This is a genomic window from Enterococcus sp. DIV0170, from assembly GCF_051710765.1.
In the GTDB taxonomy this organism is placed as follows: Bacteria; Bacillota; Bacilli; order Lactobacillales; family Enterococcaceae; genus Enterococcus_A; species Enterococcus_A raffinosus.
Genome location: NZ_JBIOLG010000001.1, coordinates 1,319,433 through 1,338,564 on the forward strand (window position 1 = coordinate 1,319,433; position 19,132 = coordinate 1,338,564).

Below are 19,132 nucleotides of genomic sequence, written 5' to 3' on the forward strand. Positions count from 1 at the left end.
CCGATGCCAGAAGCTATTCGACAAAATTTTGCGCAAGAAGATACTGAAGTAATTTCTATTCCATTGAATAGAACAATACCTTTGCCTCATCAGCGTCTAGAGAAAAACTATGAGTGGATTTTTTTTACCAGTGCGAACGCAGTAAAGTATTTTGATTTTGCTCAACTAAACAAACAAGCTAAAGTGCTCGCGATTGGCAATCAGACAAAAAAAGTGCTGAATGAGTTAAATGTTAATGTAGACTTTCAACCAAAAGAGGGATTTTCAGAAGGTCTAGTTGAAGAATGGCTTAGCTTGGTGAAGACAAAGCAACGTGTTTTTTGGCCTCATTCATTTAATGCCAGACGTGTAATTTATAATGCATTAACAAATCGAGGGCACATTGTATTCGAACAGGTAACTTATAAGAATGAATTTTTAGTAAGGGATCAAGAACGCTTGAAAGAGTTATTGTTGAGTGAAACACTTGATTATGTTCTATTTGCTAGTCCTTCAGCATGGAATTCTTTTTCAAAGATAATTAAGGATTTTCAACAATTACCAGATGATTTTTGGAAGCGTATAAAAATTGCTGCTATTGGACCTGTGACAGCGAAAGTAATAGAAATGGAACATCATTCTGTTACCGTCCAACCCCAAATATATGATATGCAGCATTTATATGAGTGTCTATTGCAAGACATTAAGGAAAGAGGGTGAGAAAGCCGTGCCAGCAAGCAAATATCGTGATTTATCTATTATTTCTATTTCCGGTGAAAAAAAATTAGTGATCGCTTGTGATTCAACTGCGGGTATAGGCGAGAAGCAACAAGATATCGTTGAGATTGATCCGGCAATTACGGCAGCATATTGTTTACGCGTTCCTTTGATGGAATTATTTTGTTTTGGAGCAGAACCAATAGCTGTGATTGATTTGGTCGGTAATGAGTATGAAACAACTGGGAAGCGTATGCTCAAAGGGATCAAAAAGGAATTAGAAAAAGCAGATCTTACCCATTTACCGCTAAATGGAAGTACGGAGGAAAACATAGAGACAAAAACTACGAGTCTAGGAATTACAGTTATTGCTGAGACGACTTCAGAAAAAGAAACGTTCAGAATGAGTGAATCCTGCAGTCTTTTACAACTAGGGCAACCCTTTGTTGCGGAAATGGTAAGAAGAAATACTCAAAATATCTTTTCTTACCCTTTAGTAAAAGCACTTAAGGCAGAACGTGGTGTTTTAGACATGCTTCCTGTGGGGTCAAAGGGAATTCGTTTCGAGGCAGAATTAATGACTGAAGGATCAGATTTTTATGTAGAATTTATAGAAGAAAAAGAGCTTGATTGTTCTGCTGGACCAGCAACAGTCGTATTGCTGGCGGTAAGATCGAAAGATGAAATAGATATCTTAACTCGCTACCCTGAATTAAAGAAAATCGGTGAGTTCATAAAGGAGTGAACAATTGTGGGAGAAATTACGCTAGTGACCGGTGGCGCACGGAGTGGAAAGTCAGCTTTTGCCGAAAGTTTGCTTGATACAAAAGCAAACGTCAACTACATTGCTACGAACTGTATAGCACAGGACGAGGAAATGAGAATTCGTATTCTACACCATAAAAAAAGACGGTCTAAGAATTGGTCAACTAGCGAAACTTATTTGAATGTTGCCAATGTCATTGAAGAAAAGACTGCTTCGGCTCATTTACTTGATTGTGCGACGATGTTAACTACGAATTTCTTCTTTCATTTAATGAAGGAACAATTTGGTGAAGATTATGAAGTCATTGATAAAGAAATTGCTAGGCTTTCTGAAAAAGAGAAGGAGGATATTGAAGCAAAACTTTTAATTCAATGGGAAAAAATTCTAGTCGCAGCAAAACATAGTTCCTCGCATCTAATTGTGGTAACTAATGAAGTTGGCTTAGGCATTGTCCCAGAAAATTCTTTTTCTCGTTGGTTTAGAGATGTTTTAGGGCATGTCAATCAAATCTTAGGAAAGGAAGCGGATAAGGCATACTTAGTGATAGCCGGTATTCCCATGAAGATCAAATGATAGATAGCATAATTCTCTATTTTCAATTTTTTACTCGAATACCTATACCTGTAGTAATTGACGAGCCTGAAATGAAAATGCGTTCTGGGGTTCGTTTTTTTTCGCTGTTCGGATTAATGCTTGGATTTCTTGAAGCAATAGTCTATTGGGGAATTCAGCACTTTTTTGGAGCAAGTATTTCATGGATTATTATCCTTTTTTTCGATGTTATGCTGACAGGTGGTTTTCACTTAGATGCCCTATCAGATATGGCAGATGGACTTTTTTCATCACGACAAAAAGAGCGGATGCTTGAGATCATGAAAGACAGCAGAGTAGGAAGTAATGGCGTCTTAGCCATTGTTTTTTATTATTTACTTTTGTTATTCAGTTTTTTTACACTAGTGCCACACCTTCAATATACACAGCAAGCAGTCATTGTTTTGCTGTTGAATCTTATTGGAAAAAATAGCATCAGTCTTCTATTTTATCAAATGAGCTATGCAGGAAGTAACACAGAAGGATTAGGAACAACTTTTCTGAATGTAAAAAATCATGAAATAGGCTTATGTCAACTCTTGTCTTTCTTAACATTGGTTCTTTTTTTAGGAAAGGTTGGTATTGTCTGTTATGTGACAACTGTACTTATGACTTTTTTTTATCGTAGGTTGGTGATAAGTAAAGTTGGCGGATTCAACGGAGACACACTGGGAGCTTCTTCCCCAATTTCACAATGCGTGTATATGCTAACACTGGTCTTAATGCGGGGATTCTTATGAAAATATATTTAATGCGGCATGGAGAAACAGAATTTAATCGATGTCATTTGTTTTATGGAAAAACAGATATATCATTGAACGATCAAGGGATTGAACAAGCCAAATTACTAGCAAAAAAGTTCGAAAGAATGAATAATAATTTGATTGTTTATACGAGTACATTAAGGCGAACAATCGAAACGGCACGAATAGTTTTTCCAGATAAGAAAATCCTTTCTTTAAGGAATTTAGACGAGAAGGATTTTGGCATATGGGAAGGAATGTCAGCGGACCAAATTAATTCAGCTTTTCCTCTTGAATGGGAGCAATGGTTATCGTCACCCTTTGAATATACACCTAAAAATGCTGAAAAATTTTCGGATTTTCAACGGCGTGTGTTGACTATTTTTGAAATATTGTTGAACCAAAAGAAAGACTTCGCTATTGTTGGACATCTTGGCGTACTACGGACTATTTTAATGGAATACTTTCCAGAGTTTGACTTTTGGGAAATAAATGTGGATCAGGGAAAATATTCATTGATAGAAGTAGAAAACGGTACTTTCACTTTTATAAAATGGAATATATGAGTATGATTGAAGATCGTTTCTTTGCGAACGGTCTTTTTTTATCAAAAAATTCTTAAAAAAAACAATATATCCAGAAACGAATAGAATTTTAATATAAACTGAGTGAAGAATAATTGAATGGTCATCAATCTAGTTGAAGTTTAGAATTATTTGACTTCTTTGGTGTTGCAGAGAGGATTTTAGTATGAAAATTTTCAAACGTGTTATCTTAATTGTGTTAGGAATTTTGCTTGTTTTTGAGTGCTATCTCATTTTTTCATTTTTGCAGGGATATGAATCAACAAAACATGCCCAATCAAAACAAACAATTGCCTTTAATGGAGAAGAAGCCCCTGATCAAAATGATTTAAACATCTTGATTATAGGGACAGATTCTCGTGGAGAAGATCGTGGACGTTCTGACTCACTAATGATTGCCCACTATGATCAAAAGAAGGAACAACCTAAGTTGATTTCAATCATGAGAGATAGTTATGTAGATATTCCTGATCATGGCAAGGATAAAATTAATGCCGCATATTCATATGGCGGAATTGAATTAGTGAGAAAAACATTAAAGGAAAATTTTGATATACCCATTGAGTATTACGTCACGATTGATTTCGATCATTTTAAGGATGCAATTGATAGTTTATTTCCAAAAGGGGTAACTATAGATGCAGAAAAGGATTTAGATTTGGATCAAGTCTATATTAAATCCGGAAAACAAAAAATGGATGGCAATACTTTGTTGCAATATTCTCGCTTCCGTGAGGATGAAGAAGGCGATTTTGGTCGTATTCGTAGACAGCAGCAAGTTCTATCCGCTATTTCTCAACAAGTTACAAGCGTAACTTCATTAAGTAAATTACCGCAAACTACTGGAAAATTATTAGGCTATGTTGACACAAATTTACCTGAAAGTACGATTTTGAGTGTTGGAAAAGACTTTGCTCTTGGAAACACTAAAAAAGTCGAAACACTCTCTATTCCAATCGATAAGTCGTGGGAGTTTAATAATGACACGCCTAGTGGAAGTGTGTTGGAAATTGATTCTGAGGTAAATGCGAAAGCGATTAATAAATTTCTGACGGAGTAAGCTTTTTACAATCGGCCAGCAAATACTTTGCTGGCTTATTCATTATTAAATCCTATAGTTCACTAATAAAAACACTAATTATGATAGAATACTTCTGTTACTATTTAATAGAAGAAAGAGGAATACAATGACACAATCAACTTCAGCTTATATTCACATTCCTTTTTGTGAACACATCTGTTATTACTGTGATTCTGTTATTTTATAAATCTCTTTAAGAAATATAATCATACAAAAAGAACAGATAGATTGAGTGAAAACCGCTTGGATAAAGCGGTTTTTGTTTTGAAAAAAACTATATTAATTGAATTTTCAATATAACTAAAAGCTTTTATTTGAAACCTTTTTGTATATGATTTTACATACTTTTATAAAAGTAGTATGGAAAATCGGTATGGTTTCTGGATGTTTTGGAAAACGGATTACTTTTAAAGATGATTTGAGAATCAAGAACATCGATTGTTTATAACTGTTATATAATAGGTGGAGATCGGTATGGTTTTCATTTATCTTATGTTGCACATTACCTCTAACTTGCTTTTTTACAGAAAATGAAGGAGATGAGGATAGTGATATTTAAGATTCGTACACCACCAATCAAAACAGGTTTGAGTACGTTTATGAAAGATTATTTACCAATATGAAAGGGGAAAAAATGGAAAATTTAAAATCTGAAAAGAAACGAGTAGTTATGATCGGAGTTTTGATCATTCAACTACTCGCTTTTTTTGTATCATCAATTGTTGCATTAGCGGATATCAATCATCCGGAAAAAGTGAATGTTGAATACGATACAGGTGTGAACTATCGTTTTCGTGGAAAGAAATCCAATGGAGATTCTTTTGAGACGATTTCTACTCCTTTGTATGCTGTAGCCGGTAGTACAAGGACCCCTGTTTTTTGTATTGAGCCAGGTGTCCCAATCAACGGACCAAGTAGTGGAGGATTTTCTAAAAATCCATTACCTTCGATGACTGAGAAAGCAAAATTGATTTCATCATTATGGAGTCAAGCTGGGAACAATGCAGATACTCGGATGGTTGCACAAGCGATGTTATGGCAGGAACACAATAAGTACCCAATCAGTGAAATCGTTGATCTATCCTCTAATCGTACGATTGACTTGAATGGTATCAAGACAAAGATTAACCAGACAATCACTGACTATCAAAAGAAACCAAGTTTTGATCAAAGTACAACAACAGTGACACTAGGAAAGTCTGTTACACTAACCGATCAAAATAGCAGAAATCTTTCTAGTTTTGATCGTGTGGTCAAAAACACTGCGAATGTTGATTATAAGATCAACGGTAATCAATTGATCATTACTCCTAAAACTGACTCGAAAGAATCTGGCGAGTTGGTTTTTGAGAAATCTGTTCAAGCTGGGACACCAATTGCTTATAAAAAAGCAGGGGAACAAACGGTAATGGCAGGAGCCATTGATCAAACGAATCGATATACAGTAAAAATCAATGTTGAGAAATACGGTAAATTGAAAATCGTGAAACGGGATAAAGAATCGAACGCGTTAGTTCCTAATACTATCTTTACTTTAGATTTCGGAGGCGTCATAGCCAACAAAGAGGTAAAAACTGGTGAAGATGGGTCAGTTACTTTGGACAAGATTCCCCATGGAACGAATGTAACAATTAAAGAAAAATCAGTACCAGCTCCTTATGTCATTGATGAGACACCAATGAAAGCAGTTGTCAAAGCTGGTGAAACCATCGAAGTTACCTCAAAAAACTTACGAGCAAAGGGACAAATAATTTTAGAAAAGGTTGGTGCTGAAACTGGAACTGATGTGTGGAATCAACATTATAGTTTAGCAGGTAATGAATTTGAGATTCGCAAAGATGCCATTAACGGTCCCATTGTTAAAACGATTGTGACAGATGATAAAGGTCATGCTGAAACCCCAAAATCACACGATCAAGCATTGGAGTTAGGTACTTATTTTGTTGTGGAGTCGAAAGCAAGTAATGGGTTCGTGAATACTTTCAATCCAGCCAAAGTGGAGCTGAAATATGCGAATCAAACAGTTTCATTGATTACTGGATCGGCAAAAGGTACGAACAAAGAAATCACAGGCGAATCTATGTTGACTAAGATCGATAAAGAAACAGAAAAAGAAACTCAGGGTTCAGCCGTTTTCGAGAAAGCGGAGTATACGCTTTTTTACGGTGAAGATACTGCTGGTCACAAAAAGGGCGATCCAGTCAAATGGACAGATAAGTTTAAACCAAAAATGATGAAAGGAACTCAATCTAAAACACCAATTACTAAGGATTCTATCACTCTAGTCCTTGATCAGGAAAGACAAGTTGGTGTCAGCCATCTAGCTATGGGGAAATATTACTGGCGCGAAACCAAAGCACCGATTGGTTACACTGAAGACCAAACAAATTATGAATTCGAGATCAAGAAAAAGAGTGACCAACTTTCTAATGCAGTTGTCAAAGAGAGTACCACGGCAAAAGAGCAGGTGATCCGAATGAATCTAGATTTCTTCAAATTTGCTAACTCGGAAAAAGGATCGGCAAGTGCAGGAGTCAACGATTTAGAATTCAAGTTAACACCATTGGAAGGAACGAAGGAAATCACAGGGGCCAAGGACACTGCGGTCACTCAATACAATGATCAATTAGGTTTTGATGGGTATGGAAATTTTGAGAATGTTCCGATCGGTGATTACTTGTTAGAAGAAGTGGAGGCACCAAAAGGTTTTCAAAAAATCAAACCTTTAGAGATTCATAGCCGCTTTGAAGAAAATGAGGAGGACTATAAACAAAGCCAATATATCTTCACAATTACTGAACAAGATCAGAAGGAACCATTAAAAACTGTAAAAGTACCATATGAAAAATTAACCAATCAAGCATTCACTGTGAATTTAAATCGCTTGATGCTTTATGATTTACCAGAAGAAAAAGATACTATCACATCCTTGGCAACCTGGATCAATGAAGAAAAAGTATCAGAGGATCAAACCAATAATACCGCCGTTGACACTGTGAATTACAAATTATCTAAAACAAAGGATGATTGGTTCCTTGTTTCTCAAGTGGTTGATGTAGCAGCAACGAAAAAAGCACAAGAGAAAGAAAAGAATGCTGAGCCAATTGTCTTATCAGAAAAACTTTCGACTCAAAAAAATGATTCGAAAGAAGGAACATGGCAAGTAGAACAAATTATGGAATTGGAAAAGATTAGCGGGAAGTCATTGGTTCTGTTTAATACGCTCTATGAGAATGAAGAAGCATATAAGGATGGGAAAGAGCCAGTAGCGTTTGACAATAATCTAGACAATCAAGCGCAAACATTAAAAGTCGATATTCCTAAAAATAGTGTAACCATCAAAACCAAAGCTCATTTGGAAAAAGATGGTAATACCTTTACTCATGGAGATGTCATAGCAATGTATGATGATGTTGAAACTACTCATACCGAAGTGACAGAGGAGAAAGAATCATTCGAAACGATTCTTGTTGCGATTTTGCCAGATGGGACCTCTAAAGAAATCTGGAAATCCGATAAAGAAGAATACATTGTTGATGATGAAGCCTTCACCAAAACGATTGTCACTGAAAAGATTGATACGGGTAAATATCCAAAAGGAACGCTCTTTACTTTTAAAGAAATTCATTATGATAAGGATGGGGAGATCAACGGTAAACACAATGAAGATTTAACTGAAAAAGATCAAACACTCTATCCAAATGAAGCTTCACAACCAGAAGAAACAACAGAAGTTCCAAAAACATCCGAACCAGTTGAAACAACGGAGAGTAAAGAATTTCCTTCTGGATCGAATACGCCGACCGCTGAAAATACTGAAAAATCATATCCGCAAACTGGGGAGAAAAACGATTCGATTCTTTTATTTATCGGGTTACTCTTGCTGGTTTTTTCTTGTGTGGTTTATTTACTGAAGCGTCAAGCTAAGTAAGTTTACTCATGGATCAAAAAGTCAGAGCACGTTCCCCTCCAACTAAAATGAACTATCCTATTAAAACAAATAGAAAAGAGGAAGAAGTATGGAATTGAAATTTGTCGTGCCCAATATGAAAGAAACCTTTGGGCGTTTGGAATATGCTGGTGAAGGGAAAGTGACTCAAAGAAGGATCAATGGCCGGATGGCGGTTGTTGAAAGAAGTTACAATCTATATTCTGATGTCCAAAGAGCGGATGATATTCTTGTTGTTTTACCTGAATCAGCAGGAGAAAAGCACTTTAATCAAGAAACTCAAATTCAATTAATCAATCCAAGAATTACTGCTGAGGGATACAAAATTGGGGATCGCGGATTTACCAATTATATTCTCCAAGCAGATAATATGGTGAAAGTCTGAGGAGGAAAACAATGAGATTAGCAAAAGGGATCGTAATCAATAAAGAAGAAACTTTTGGTACATTAAAATTTTCAGCATTACGCCGTGAAGTTCGCGAGACAAATGACGATGGAACAGCCAGCAATCGGATTAAAGAACGAACCTATGATTTAAAATCATCTGTTCAAGGTCGTATGATTCAAGTCAGTATTCCAGCAGGTGTTCCGTTGCGGGAATTTGACTACAATGCGATTGTTGATGTAATTAATCCAGTAGCAGATACAGTTGCTAACGCGACTTTTCAGGGAGCGGATGTTGACTGGTATATCAAGGCATCAGATTTGGTTTTAAAGAAACCTGCTCCAAAGAATCCGCAGCAACAAAAAACAAATGAAAAATAATTATCGCAAAATCAATATCTGTAGTTGTAACTAAATATAAACGTATTGAAGAATACACTTAGGACCAAAATCTTATGAAACAGATTTTGGTCTTTTTTTATTGGAGGTGGAAAATGCGTAGAAATAAGGGGTATCGTATTCGTTCATTGGATAAACGATTAGTCCAACGATTCCATCTATGTATTTGCATGAGTACATTGATATCCGTTCTTTCCGTAGGATATGGAAAATCATTGATAAATGGGACTTTTGATGCAGTTAGGTTCATCAATGATAGTTTCTTAATCGCCCCAACGATTTATTTCGCCTTGTTTTGTTGGGGCGTAATGACGATTCTAATCATATATTGGATTCGATTCATCCACCAGGACTACTATAAGCAATTGATCCATCGACAACGATTAGCACAAATGATTTTAGAAAATCATTGGTATGAATCAGAGATGGTTCAGTCAGATAGTTTCTTCAAAGATTTAAAGAGTAATCGACAATCGGAAAAAATCACATTCTTTCCAAAAATATATTATCAGGTTCGTGATGGTTTGATTCATATCCGAGTGGAAATCCGAATGGGTAAATATCAAGAGCAACTCTTGAAACTGGAAAAGAAATTGGAAAGTGGTTTGTATTGCGAACTTGTTGAAAAAGAATTAAAGGATGGATTCGTGGAATATGTTTTGTTCTACGACATGATCGCTAATCGGTTATCACTCAGTGAATGTGAAATCTGTAAGGGTGCTATGAAGTTGATGAAAAATATTTGGTGGGAATACGATCGTTTACCGCATATGTTGATTGCTGGTGGAACAGGAAGTGGCAAAACTTATTTCATTTTAACGATTATAGAGCAACTTCTAAGGACGGAAGCAAAATTATTTATTCTTGACCCAAAGAATGCAGATTTAGCCGATTTGTCTGTCGTTTTACCAGATGTTTATCACCAAAAAGACGATATGATCAATTGCATTGAATCCTTTTACTATCGGATGTTGGAACGAAATGAAGGGATGAAAAACATGCCAAATTATCGGACAGGAGAGAATTATGCCTATGTTGGATTGGTACCAGAATTTCTGATATTTGATGAGTATGTCGCATTTATGGAAATGTTGAATCCAAAAGAAACCTCACTAGTCTTAAGCAAACTGAAACAAATCGTTATGCTTGGTCGACAGTCAGGTTTCTTTTTGGTATTGGCCTGTCAAAGACCAGATGCAAAATATTTAGGTGTGGTATCAGGGATCAATTTAGCTTTCGAGTTGCACTAGGAAGAATGTCGGAACTCGGACTATCCATGATGTTTGGTGAGACCAATAAAGACTTCTTCCTAAAACAAATTAAGGGACGTGGTTATGTAGACGTAGGAACGAACGTGATCAGTGAATTTTATACACCACTCATTCCAGAAGATCATGATTTTTTAACTGAGATATCTATTCTTTTTAAACCAAGCGAAGAAGAACTTCCAGATGAAATGTGACTTGAAGTAAGCAAGGTATGACTGATTTTTTTCGAGCATCTATGGTACGCATCTATATTGAAAGAGAGGAAATCAATGGAAATTGATGAATTGATTAATGCTATGTATATGATTGCTCGTCAATCTCATCATGAAGAAATTAAAGAAAGTCTATATGTACTAGCTCATGATATAGGAAAAAACGGTGTTAGCAGGGTGGACCCAAATACCTCCGATGATTGTTACCCCTTCAACCGTCTAATTAATGATTTAGAAGTCCTTGCAGAACGAGCTAGATATAGTGTATCGATATGATTGAATTGATGGGATTGAGAGAACAATTATTAACCGAGGGAATAAAAGGATATGTCAGACAATAATAGAAAGGCGGGCTGCTTCACGGGCGGCGCGAAGCAAAGCCGTTCGTGAAAGCATTGCCGAGCCCCCTGTATCTAACAGGGGGGCACAAAAACAGCAGGAATCTACCTACAACCATCTATAAATGCTGGCATATCAACAATTTTATAAAATTTGAAACATGTGACCTAGAACAAAAAAGGTCACATATTTGGGAGGAATGTCATGGTTGCGGTTTTTAACGGAAGAATGTTGAAAGAACGACGTAAACTCTATGGCGTATCACAAAATAAATTAGCGATTGTTTCTGGTATTAGTCGAGAATATCTTGTTCGAATAGAACAAGGGAAAAAGATTCCTTCACACGATTTAGCAATGAAATTGAATGAATCACTTGAACGCTTTAATCCAGAAGCACCGTTAAGTTTATTGATCGACTATGTACGTATTCGTTTTCCAACAACTAAAGTAGAAAGAATCATTGAAGAAATCTTGCGATTGAAGTTTGGCTATATGCTGCATGAGGATTATGCTTTTTATGGTTATCAAGAACAATTTGTGATGGGCGATATCATTGTGATGCTGTCTTCTGACAAAGAGAAAGGCGTTTTATTGGAACTAAAAGGTCGTGGGTGCCGACAATTCGAAAACTTTTTACTCGCTCAATCTAGGAGTTGGTACGATTTTTTTATAGATGCGTTAGCAGTCGGAGGAGTGATGAAGCGAATTGATCTGGCTATCAATGATCACACAGGAATTTTGAATATCCCAGAATTAATCGAACAGTGCCAAGGTGAAGAGTGCATTTCGCTTTTTCGAAGCTTCAAAAGTTACCGATCGGGTGAACTAGTTAGAAGAAATGAAAAAGAGGATATGGGTAGTACTCTATATATTGGTAGTGTAAAAAGCGAGGTCTATTTTTGTGTGTACGAAAAGGACTATGAGCAATATATCAAATTGGGGATACCACCGGAGGATGCGGACACTAAGAATCGGTTTGAAATACGTTTGAAAAATGATCGAGCATTATTTGCGATACGTGATTTGATCAAGTCTCGTAATGTAGAAAGAACAACCTTCTCTATCATCAACCGTTATGTTCGCTTTGCGATCAAGGAAGAGAAGAAACGTCGTAGCCAATGGAGGTTACAAGAACAGTGGGCTTGGTTTATTGGAGAAAATCGTCAAGAATTACGACTGACTACAAAGCCGGAACCCTATACTCTGGAAAGAACCTTTCGTTGGCTTGGTCGACAAGTTGCACCAACTCTCAGAATGGGCACGATGCTCGATATCATCAACAATACAACGAAGATCAAGGATATGGTGGATAAAGCAGAGTTGAGCGATCGTCACAAAAAAATAATTGAGCAGCTAACAGCGGGCATTGAAAATTTGATCATATAAGAAAAGTGAAAGGATGATTTTATGAATTTTGGGCAAAATCTATTTAATTGGTTCACATCTAACGCACAGTCACTTGTTTTATTGGCCATTGCGGTCATTGGTGTTTATCTTGGGTTTAAACGAGAATTTTCAAAGTTAATTGGATTTATGGTGATTGCAGCAATTGCAGTTGGATTAGTATTTAATACTGCTGGCGTAAAGAATGTGTTGTTGCAGTTATTCAATCGTGTAATTGGTAGTTAATATGTCAATAAGTATTGATGATATGCAGGTCTATATTGCCAATCTTGGCAAGTATAATGAAGGAGAACTGGAAGGAGCGTGGTTCTCCTTTCCAATTGATACTGAAGAAGTTAAAGAAAAAATTGGATTGAATGCTGAATATGAAGAATATGCTATTCATGATTATGAGTTGCCTTTTCCTATTGGTGAACATACATCGATCGATTGGCTAAACGATATCTATGGAATGCTTCAAGAAATTGAGGGTGAACCAATATATGATGCCTTGAGTGAAATACTTGATTACTGGTTCAGTAGTATTGAAGATTTGTTGGAACATAAGGATGATATCATTTGCTACTCCGATTGCAGTACAATGGAGGAAGTAGCAGAATATTACGTTGAAGAAACTGACATGCTAAATTCTTTACCAACTAATTTGCGCTCTTACTTTGATTACGCAGCTTTTGGTATAGATATGGAAATTGAAGGTAATTTTCTAGTTACATCACATGGAATATTTGAATATTCGGGTTAGCTGTACATTGATTAATTAATTATTTTTGAGGGGCAATCTATTATGGATTTGCTCCTTTTATTTAGCTTATAAAAAAGGAAGTTGTAATATGAAAAAAATCCGTAGCTACACCAGTATTTGGAATGTCGAAAAAGTAATCTACGCAATCAACGATTTAAAACTACCTTTTCCTGTCAGTTTTAACCAAATGGCATGGTTCGTTTTGACACTGTTTATCGTCATCGTCTTTGGAAACTTACCACCGTTATCATTGATTAATGGTGCGCTATTGAAATACCTTGGGATTCCAGCAGGGATTGCATGGTTTATGTCACAGAAATCGTTTGATGGGAAAAAGCCAATTGGATTTATTAAATCTATCTGTCGATACTTTACCAGTCCTAAAATCACTTTTAATCAGAAAAAGGTAGAGGATAAATCAGTGGTGTTTCAACCTAGTATCACTTATGTAAGGAGTGGATTTTTTGGAGTATCCAATTAAATATATCGAAAATAATTTGGTTTTCAATCATGAAGGAGAGTGTTTTGCTTACTATGAATTGATACCATTCAATTACTCATTTTTGAGTCCAGATGAAAAATTTAAGGTCCATGATAATTTTCGTCAATTGGTAGCTCAATATCGAGAAGGAAAGATACATGCACTGCAATTAAGTGCTGAATCTAGTATCAAGGACGTGCAAGAGAGATCAAAAGCTACTGTAAAAGGAAAATTAAAGGAAGTAGCGATACAACATATTGATGGACAGACTGAAGCGCTGGTTGACTTGATTGGAGAAAATCAAGTAGACTATCGCTTTTTTATTGGCTTTAAACTGGTACTGAATGATCAAGAAATCAACCTGAAAAGTGTTTGGAATGAGTTTGTCCTTGGAATCCAAGATTTTATCCATGGCGTCAATTCAAAAATAATGGGTGATTTTGTCCAAATGAGCGTAGAGGAAGTTGGACGATTTCAAAAGCTAGAGCAATTACTTGAAAATAAACTACTTCGTCGCTTCAAATTTCGACCATTGAATAAGAATGATTTCGGCTATCTTTTGGAACATCTACATGGAAAAGATGGCATTGTATTCGAAGACTATGATTTCCATTTACCGGTGAAAGAAAATGATTCTCAGAAACTTATTAAAAAATACGATTTGATTAAGCCAACTCGCTGTCTGATTGAAGAAAAGCAGCGATATCTAAAACTCACCAATGAAGAAAACGAACTATATGTCTCTTACTTCACGATAAATTCGATAGTCGGAGAACTAGACTTTCCAAATAGTGAATTGTTTTATTACCAGCAGCAACAATTTTCATTTCCTGTTGATACATCCATGAATATTGAAGTCGTGTCAAATAGGAAAGCTCTATCCACGGTTCGTACTAAGAAGAAGGAATTGAAGGACTTGGATAATCATGCTTGGGATAGTGATAATGATACGGCAAAAAATGTGGTGGATGCTATCGATTCTGTTAATGAACTAGAAGATACTTTGGATCAGACAAAAGAATCGATGTATAAATTGAGCTATGTCATACGAGTGTCTGCACCTACATCAGATGAACTGAAGAAAAGATGCAATGAAGTCCGAGATTTTTACGATGATTTCAATGTGAAGCTCGTCCGGCCTTTTGGCGATATGTTGGGTTTACATAGTGAATTTATTCCTTCGTCCAAACGTTTTATGAACGATTACATTCAGTATGTGACCAGTGACTTCGTTTCTTCTTTGGGATTTGGAGCTACACAATCTCTTGGTGAGCGAGAAGGAATTTACCTTGCATTCAATATTGATACAGGAAGAAATATCTTTATTCAGCCGGCACTAGCAGCTCAAGGAATTAAAGGAACGACAACGAATGCCTTAGCAGCAGCTTTTATTGGAAGTCTTGGTGGAGGGAAATCCTTCTCTAATAATCTGCTTGTCTATTATGCGGTGTTGTTCGGTGGAAAAGCGGTGATTCTAGATCCAAAAAGTGAGCGAGGAAATTGGAAGAATAATTTGGTTCACATTGAAGATGAAGTTAATATTATCAACCTTACAAGTGATGAAAAGAATCGCGGTCTACTTGATCCATTCGTTATTTTGGAAAAGATCAAAGATTCGGAAAGCCTCGCAATTGACACCCTGACTTTTCTAACTGGTATCTCTTCTCGTGACGGTGAAAAATTTCCAACATTGAGGAAAGCAATCAGAACGGTTGCCCAATCGGAGCGACGGGGATTACTTTGTGTAATCGAAGAATTACGAAAAGAAGAATCACCTGTGTCAAATAATATTGCGGATCATATCGAATCGTTTGTTGATTACGATTTTGCTCAATTATTGTTCAGCGATGGAAATATTGAGAATACAATCAGTTTAGAAAAGCAGCTAAATGTGATCCAAGTTGCGGATTTGATTTTACCGGATGCAAATACCACGATGGAAGAATACACGACAATGGAAATATTAAGTGTATCGATGCTAATGGTTATCAGCACCTTTGCCTTGGATTTTATTCACTCGGATACGTCGATTTTTAAAATCGTCGACCTAGATGAAGCTTGGAGCTTTTTACAGGTTGCTCAAGGTAAGACGCTATCTATGAAACTAGTTCGCGAAGGTCGAGCGAGAAATGCAGGTGTATATTTTGTCACGCAAAATGCCAATGATTTACTGGATGAAAAGATGAAGAACAATATTGGAATGAAATTTGCCTTCCGATCAACCGATATCAATGAGATCAAAAATACGTTGGAGTTCTTTAGTTTAGACAAGGAAGATGAAGGCAATCAGAATCGCTTGCGTAATTTAGAAAATGGTCAGGCGTTGTTCCAAGATATTTGGGGCCGAACAGGTGTCATTCAATTTGACTATATCTTTGAACATCTATTCCATGCTTTTGATACACGACCACCAGTAAATGCTGGAGGGTATTAAATGAAAAAATTAAATAAGAAGAAAACAATCAAGATACTGCTAGGAATAGTCAGTATCTTTTTTCTTTTATCTGTACTATCACTTACCACTCAGGCGGCGGGTTTGATTGATGAAACAATCAACAGTGGAAACAACTATTCCAAATATCCAGTTGATAATTATTCGTTAGATTACTTTGTCGACTCGAAGTGGGATTGGCTGCCATGGAATTGGGGAGACGGTATTGGAAAGAGTGTGATGTTTGGTATCTATAGCATCACGAATCTGATCTGGTTGATCAGTGTGTATTTATCAAATGCAGCTGGCTACTTGATCGGTGAAGCATACTCTTTAGATTTTATCAGTGATACAACTCAAGCTATAGGTAAAAATATTCAAACATTAGCCGGTATCAGCCAACGTGGCTTTATGTCATCTGGTTTTTATCCTGGCTTAATCCTCATTTTGATCATGATTATGGGGATATACGTAACTTATACAGGATTGATCAAAAGAGAAACCACGAAAGCTACTGGAGCATTAGTAAGTTTTCTGACGATCTTTATTCTTTCCTCGTCATTTATTGCCTATTCGACTAGTTACATTACGCGCATCAATGAGTTTTCATCAGATATCAGTAAGGCAGCGTTGGATATCGGTTCAAAAATGACGATGCCAAATTCTAATTCAAAAGAAAAAGATAGTGTAGATGCAATCCGTGATTCTCTGTTTGAGATTCAGGTCAAAAAGCCTTGGATGATTTTACAATATGGTGAATCTGATACTAAAAAAGTTGGCAAAGAGCGAATGGAATCTTTAGAATCTACCAGCCCCTTCGATAACAAGGGTAAGGATCGAATAGAGATAGTCAAAGATGAAATCAATAAAAAGAATAACGACAATATGACGATCACTAAAACAGTTAGTCGATTAGGCATCACGTTCTTCATTTTTATCTTCAATATGTTGATATCGATTTTCGTCTTTATTCTGACCGGAATCATGATATTCTCTCAAGTCCTTTTTATTGTTTTTGCGATCTTCTTACCGATTAGCTTTCTTTTATCAATGATTCCAAGTTTCAATCATTTGATGAAAACGACAATCATGCGTCTCTTTAACGTGATCATGATGCGTGCTGGAATTACTTTAGTTCTCACGATCGCTTTTTCGCTATCAGCGATGATTTATGGACTGACTGCAAATCAACCGTTCTTTATAGTCGCCTTTATGCAAATCGTTGTATTTGCAGGAATTTACTTTAAGTTGAATGACTTGATGGGAATGATGGCATTAAATAGTACGGACTCACAAAATACAGGAAGTCGTGTCATTCGAAGACCAAAACAATCAGCTACACGAGCGATTCGGAAAATTGCTATTGGTGGACTGGCATTGAAAGGGATCGGTTCTACTAGAAAAGATGACACAAGCAAAAAGAAAATTGAAACGAAAAATAAGCAAAAGAAAACTGATTCAAACGAGAATGGTTCAACTAAAAAAAGAGAACAGCCCAAAGATAAGAAATTACCTGATAAATTCAAGAATCCAAAAGAGAAAGATAGACCAAAGAAAAATGGAACTACTATTGGAAAAGACTCCGCTGATACTCAGCAAATAAAGGATAAAGCAAAACAAGAGACAACCAGAAAATTCAAACAATCAAATTACAAAAAGGAACAAAATAAATCTCCAAGGGATCAGATGGACCCGTCTCTTGAAAAAAAGAAAACATCTCAACGTAGAAACTTGCCAACGAGAATGTTAGAAAAATCAAAACGAAAACCAATAGAGTGGCAAGATAAACAATCAACTAAAGTTGATCATCCTAGAAAAGTATTAGAAGAAAAAACGCAGCCAAAAGGGAATAAACAACGTAAATATGGTAAGAACTCTCCTGTGAAAATGCCACCGATCAAACAAAATAATCGACTCGATTTAAAGCGAGAAATGAAACCACTGAAAAAGGGGAGAGCTATCGAAAGAGAAGTAAAGTTGAGTAATGATAAACGTCCAAGTATCAGTAAAACAAAAGAAGAACGGTCAATTATCAACGGAAAAGAAGCCAAGAGGAAATGAAACGAGTCGGAAAAATAACGATACCACTTGTCGGACTAGTTTCTTTTTTCGGACTTCTTTTATTTGGAATTGTCTTGTTTGGTGAGGATGAACAAAGCAAATCTGAAACCAATGAAGTTACTGGAGTGAATCTTTCCTCAGAAGTGTTAAAGCATCAATCGTTAGTTGAAAAATACTGTAAGGAGTATGGAATTTACGATCAGGTGAAAATCATTCTAGCGATCATTCAAGTAGAAAGTGGCGGTAATGCTGAAGATGTCATGCAAAGTTCTGAGAGTCTGGGGTTGCCGCCGAATTCTCTTAGCACGGAAGAATCAATCAAACAAGGATGCAAATACTTCTCTGAATTGGTCAAAGGGATCAAGTCGAATGGCTGCGATATCAATACAGCGATCCAATCTTATAACTATGGTGGTGGTTTTATCAATTATATTGGTAGTCATGGAAAGAAGTATTCTTATGAACTCGCTGAAAGCTTTTCTAAGGATAAGGCTGGTGGTAAACGTGTGACTTATATGAATCCGATTACTATCCCGATCAATGGAGGATGGCGCTACGCGTATGGAAATCAGTTTTATGTGAAATTGGTTGAGCAATACTTGTCCGTAACTGCAAAATTTGATGACAAAGTGGTTCAGAAAATTATGGATGAAGCATTGAAGTATCAGGGAAATAAATATGTTTTTGGAGGCAGCAATCCGCAAACATCGTTTGATTGTAGCGGAATCGTTCAATGGTGTTTTGCGAAAGCAGGTATCAATCTGCCTCGTACTGCCCAAGCCCAGTATGGTGTGACTCAACATTTATCATTGGATGAGGCAAAACCTGGAGACTTGGTCTTTTTTCATTCGACTTATTCAACTGCTGATTACGTTACGCACATTGGAATCTATGTAGGTAATAACAGGATGTATCACGCAGGCGATCCTATCGGTTATGCGGATTTAAAAGAATCATATTGGCAAGAACATTTAATTGGTGCTGGTCGTGTTAAATAGAAA

At 36.4% G+C, this 19,132-nt stretch carries 17 protein-coding genes and 1 pseudogene; all 18 read left to right on the top strand.

Annotated features, from left to right (window positions below):
• The first annotated feature begins 3 nt into the window (after window positions 1-3).
• Window positions 4-699: a uroporphyrinogen-III synthase gene (locus IGI50_RS06390; protein ID WP_438776519.1), complete on the top strand. Its 696-nt coding sequence runs from the start codon at window positions 4-6 to the stop codon at window positions 697-699.
• A gap of 7 nt (window positions 700-706) precedes the next feature.
• The gene (locus IGI50_RS06395) at window positions 707-1,441 is read left to right on the top strand and encodes a hypothetical protein (RefSeq protein ID WP_438776520.1); all 735 of its coding nucleotides are present in this window, start codon (window positions 707-709) and stop codon (window positions 1,439-1,441) included.
• A 6-nt stretch (window positions 1,442-1,447) separates the two neighbouring features.
• The gene (gene cobU, locus IGI50_RS06400) at window positions 1,448-2,035 is read left to right on the top strand and encodes a bifunctional adenosylcobinamide kinase/adenosylcobinamide-phosphate guanylyltransferase (protein ID WP_438776521.1); all 588 of its coding nucleotides are present in this window, start codon (window positions 1,448-1,450) and stop codon (window positions 2,033-2,035) included.
• Window positions 2,032-2,793 (top strand): adenosylcobinamide-GDP ribazoletransferase, encoded by a 762-nt coding sequence (cobS, locus tag IGI50_RS06405; protein ID WP_438776522.1) that lies wholly within the window; start codon window positions 2,032-2,034, stop codon window positions 2,791-2,793. Before cobU ends, cobS begins: the two co-directional genes overlap by 4 nt.
• Window positions 2,790-3,362, top strand: coding sequence for a histidine phosphatase family protein (locus IGI50_RS06410; RefSeq protein ID WP_438776523.1), 573 nt, complete (start codon window positions 2,790-2,792; stop codon window positions 3,360-3,362). Before cobS ends, IGI50_RS06410 begins: the two co-directional genes overlap by 4 nt.
• A 184-nt stretch (window positions 3,363-3,546) precedes the next feature.
• Complete coding sequence (locus IGI50_RS06415) at window positions 3,547-4,440, top strand: LCP family protein (RefSeq protein ID WP_438776524.1); 894 nt, start codon at window positions 3,547-3,549, stop codon at window positions 4,438-4,440.
• Window positions 4,441-5,095: 655 nt separating this feature from the next.
• The gene (gene ecbA, locus IGI50_RS06420; protein WP_438776525.1) at window positions 5,096-8,392 is read left to right on the top strand and encodes an MSCRAMM family collagen-binding adhesin EcbA; all 3,297 of its coding nucleotides are present in this window, start codon (window positions 5,096-5,098) and stop codon (window positions 8,390-8,392) included.
• 88 nt (window positions 8,393-8,480) lie between these two features.
• Window positions 8,481-8,795, top strand: coding sequence for a YdcP family protein (locus tag IGI50_RS06425; protein WP_438776526.1), 315 nt, complete (start codon window positions 8,481-8,483; stop codon window positions 8,793-8,795).
• A gap of 11 nt (window positions 8,796-8,806) precedes the next feature.
• On the top strand, window positions 8,807-9,175 hold the full coding sequence (locus IGI50_RS06430) for a YdcP family protein (protein ID WP_438776527.1): 369 nt from the start codon (window positions 8,807-8,809) through the stop codon (window positions 9,173-9,175).
• 113 nt (window positions 9,176-9,288) lie between these two features.
• Window positions 9,289-10,655 (top strand): annotated as a pseudogene (locus tag IGI50_RS06435) (FtsK/SpoIIIE domain-containing protein).
• A 75-nt stretch (window positions 10,656-10,730) separates the two neighbouring features.
• Window positions 10,731-10,949 (top strand): hypothetical protein, encoded by a 219-nt coding sequence (locus IGI50_RS06440; protein ID WP_438776528.1) that lies wholly within the window; start codon window positions 10,731-10,733, stop codon window positions 10,947-10,949.
• Between the two features lie 267 nt (window positions 10,950-11,216).
• On the top strand, window positions 11,217-12,398 hold the full coding sequence (gene mobT, locus IGI50_RS06445) for a MobT family relaxase (RefSeq protein ID WP_438776529.1): 1,182 nt from the start codon (window positions 11,217-11,219) through the stop codon (window positions 12,396-12,398).
• 21 nt (window positions 12,399-12,419) lie between these two features.
• A complete protein-coding gene (locus IGI50_RS06450; RefSeq protein ID WP_176673015.1) occupies window positions 12,420-12,641 on the top strand; it encodes a hypothetical protein in 222 nt (73 codons plus the stop codon).
• Between the two features lies 1 nt (window position 12,642).
• On the top strand, window positions 12,643-13,158 hold the full coding sequence (locus tag IGI50_RS06455; protein ID WP_438776530.1) for an antirestriction protein ArdA: 516 nt from the start codon (window positions 12,643-12,645) through the stop codon (window positions 13,156-13,158).
• Between the two features lie 88 nt (window positions 13,159-13,246).
• Window positions 13,247-13,639 carry a conjugal transfer protein gene (locus IGI50_RS06460; RefSeq protein WP_438776531.1) on the top strand — a complete coding sequence of 131 codons (393 nt, stop codon included), beginning with the start codon at window positions 13,247-13,249 and terminating at the stop codon, window positions 13,637-13,639.
• A complete protein-coding gene (locus tag IGI50_RS06465) occupies window positions 13,623-16,073 on the top strand; it encodes an ATP-binding protein (protein WP_438776532.1) in 2,451 nt (816 codons plus the stop codon). Before IGI50_RS06460 ends, IGI50_RS06465 begins: the two co-directional genes overlap by 17 nt.
• Window positions 16,074-18,131 (top strand): CD3337/EF1877 family mobilome membrane protein, encoded by a 2,058-nt coding sequence (locus tag IGI50_RS06470; RefSeq protein WP_438776533.1) that lies wholly within the window; start codon window positions 16,074-16,076, stop codon window positions 18,129-18,131.
• A complete protein-coding gene (locus IGI50_RS06475) occupies window positions 18,128-19,129 on the top strand; it encodes a bifunctional lytic transglycosylase/C40 family peptidase (RefSeq protein ID WP_438776534.1) in 1,002 nt (333 codons plus the stop codon). The genes IGI50_RS06470 and IGI50_RS06475 overlap by 4 nt, the downstream gene beginning before the upstream one ends.
• The last annotated feature ends 3 nt before the right edge of the window (window positions 19,130-19,132 follow it).

Coding starts and splice junctions, on each gene's coding strand:
- IGI50_RS06430 (WP_438776527.1), top strand. CDS start 8,807: ATGAGATTAGCAAAAGGGATCGTAATCAATAAAGAAGAAACTTTTGGT.
- IGI50_RS06410 (WP_438776523.1), top strand. CDS start 2,790: ATGAAAATATATTTAATGCGGCATGGAGAAACAGAATTTAATCGATGT.
- IGI50_RS06390 (WP_438776519.1), top strand. CDS start 4: ATGCCAGAAGCTATTCGACAAAATTTTGCGCAAGAAGATACTGAAGTA.
- IGI50_RS06475 (WP_438776534.1), top strand. CDS start 18,128: ATGAAACGAGTCGGAAAAATAACGATACCACTTGTCGGACTAGTTTCT.
- IGI50_RS06470 (WP_438776533.1), top strand. CDS start 16,074: ATGAAAAAATTAAATAAGAAGAAAACAATCAAGATACTGCTAGGAATA.
- IGI50_RS06450 (WP_176673015.1), top strand. CDS start 12,420: ATGAATTTTGGGCAAAATCTATTTAATTGGTTCACATCTAACGCACAG.
- IGI50_RS06415 (WP_438776524.1), top strand. CDS start 3,547: ATGAAAATTTTCAAACGTGTTATCTTAATTGTGTTAGGAATTTTGCTT.
- IGI50_RS06440 (WP_438776528.1), top strand. CDS start 10,731: ATGGAAATTGATGAATTGATTAATGCTATGTATATGATTGCTCGTCAA.
- mobT (WP_438776529.1), top strand. CDS start 11,217: ATGGTTGCGGTTTTTAACGGAAGAATGTTGAAAGAACGACGTAAACTC.
- ecbA (WP_438776525.1), top strand. CDS start 5,096: ATGGAAAATTTAAAATCTGAAAAGAAACGAGTAGTTATGATCGGAGTT.
- IGI50_RS06425 (WP_438776526.1), top strand. CDS start 8,481: ATGGAATTGAAATTTGTCGTGCCCAATATGAAAGAAACCTTTGGGCGT.
- IGI50_RS06455 (WP_438776530.1), top strand. CDS start 12,643: ATGTCAATAAGTATTGATGATATGCAGGTCTATATTGCCAATCTTGGC.
- cobS (WP_438776522.1), top strand. CDS start 2,032: ATGATAGATAGCATAATTCTCTATTTTCAATTTTTTACTCGAATACCT.
- IGI50_RS06460 (WP_438776531.1), top strand. CDS start 13,247: ATGAAAAAAATCCGTAGCTACACCAGTATTTGGAATGTCGAAAAAGTA.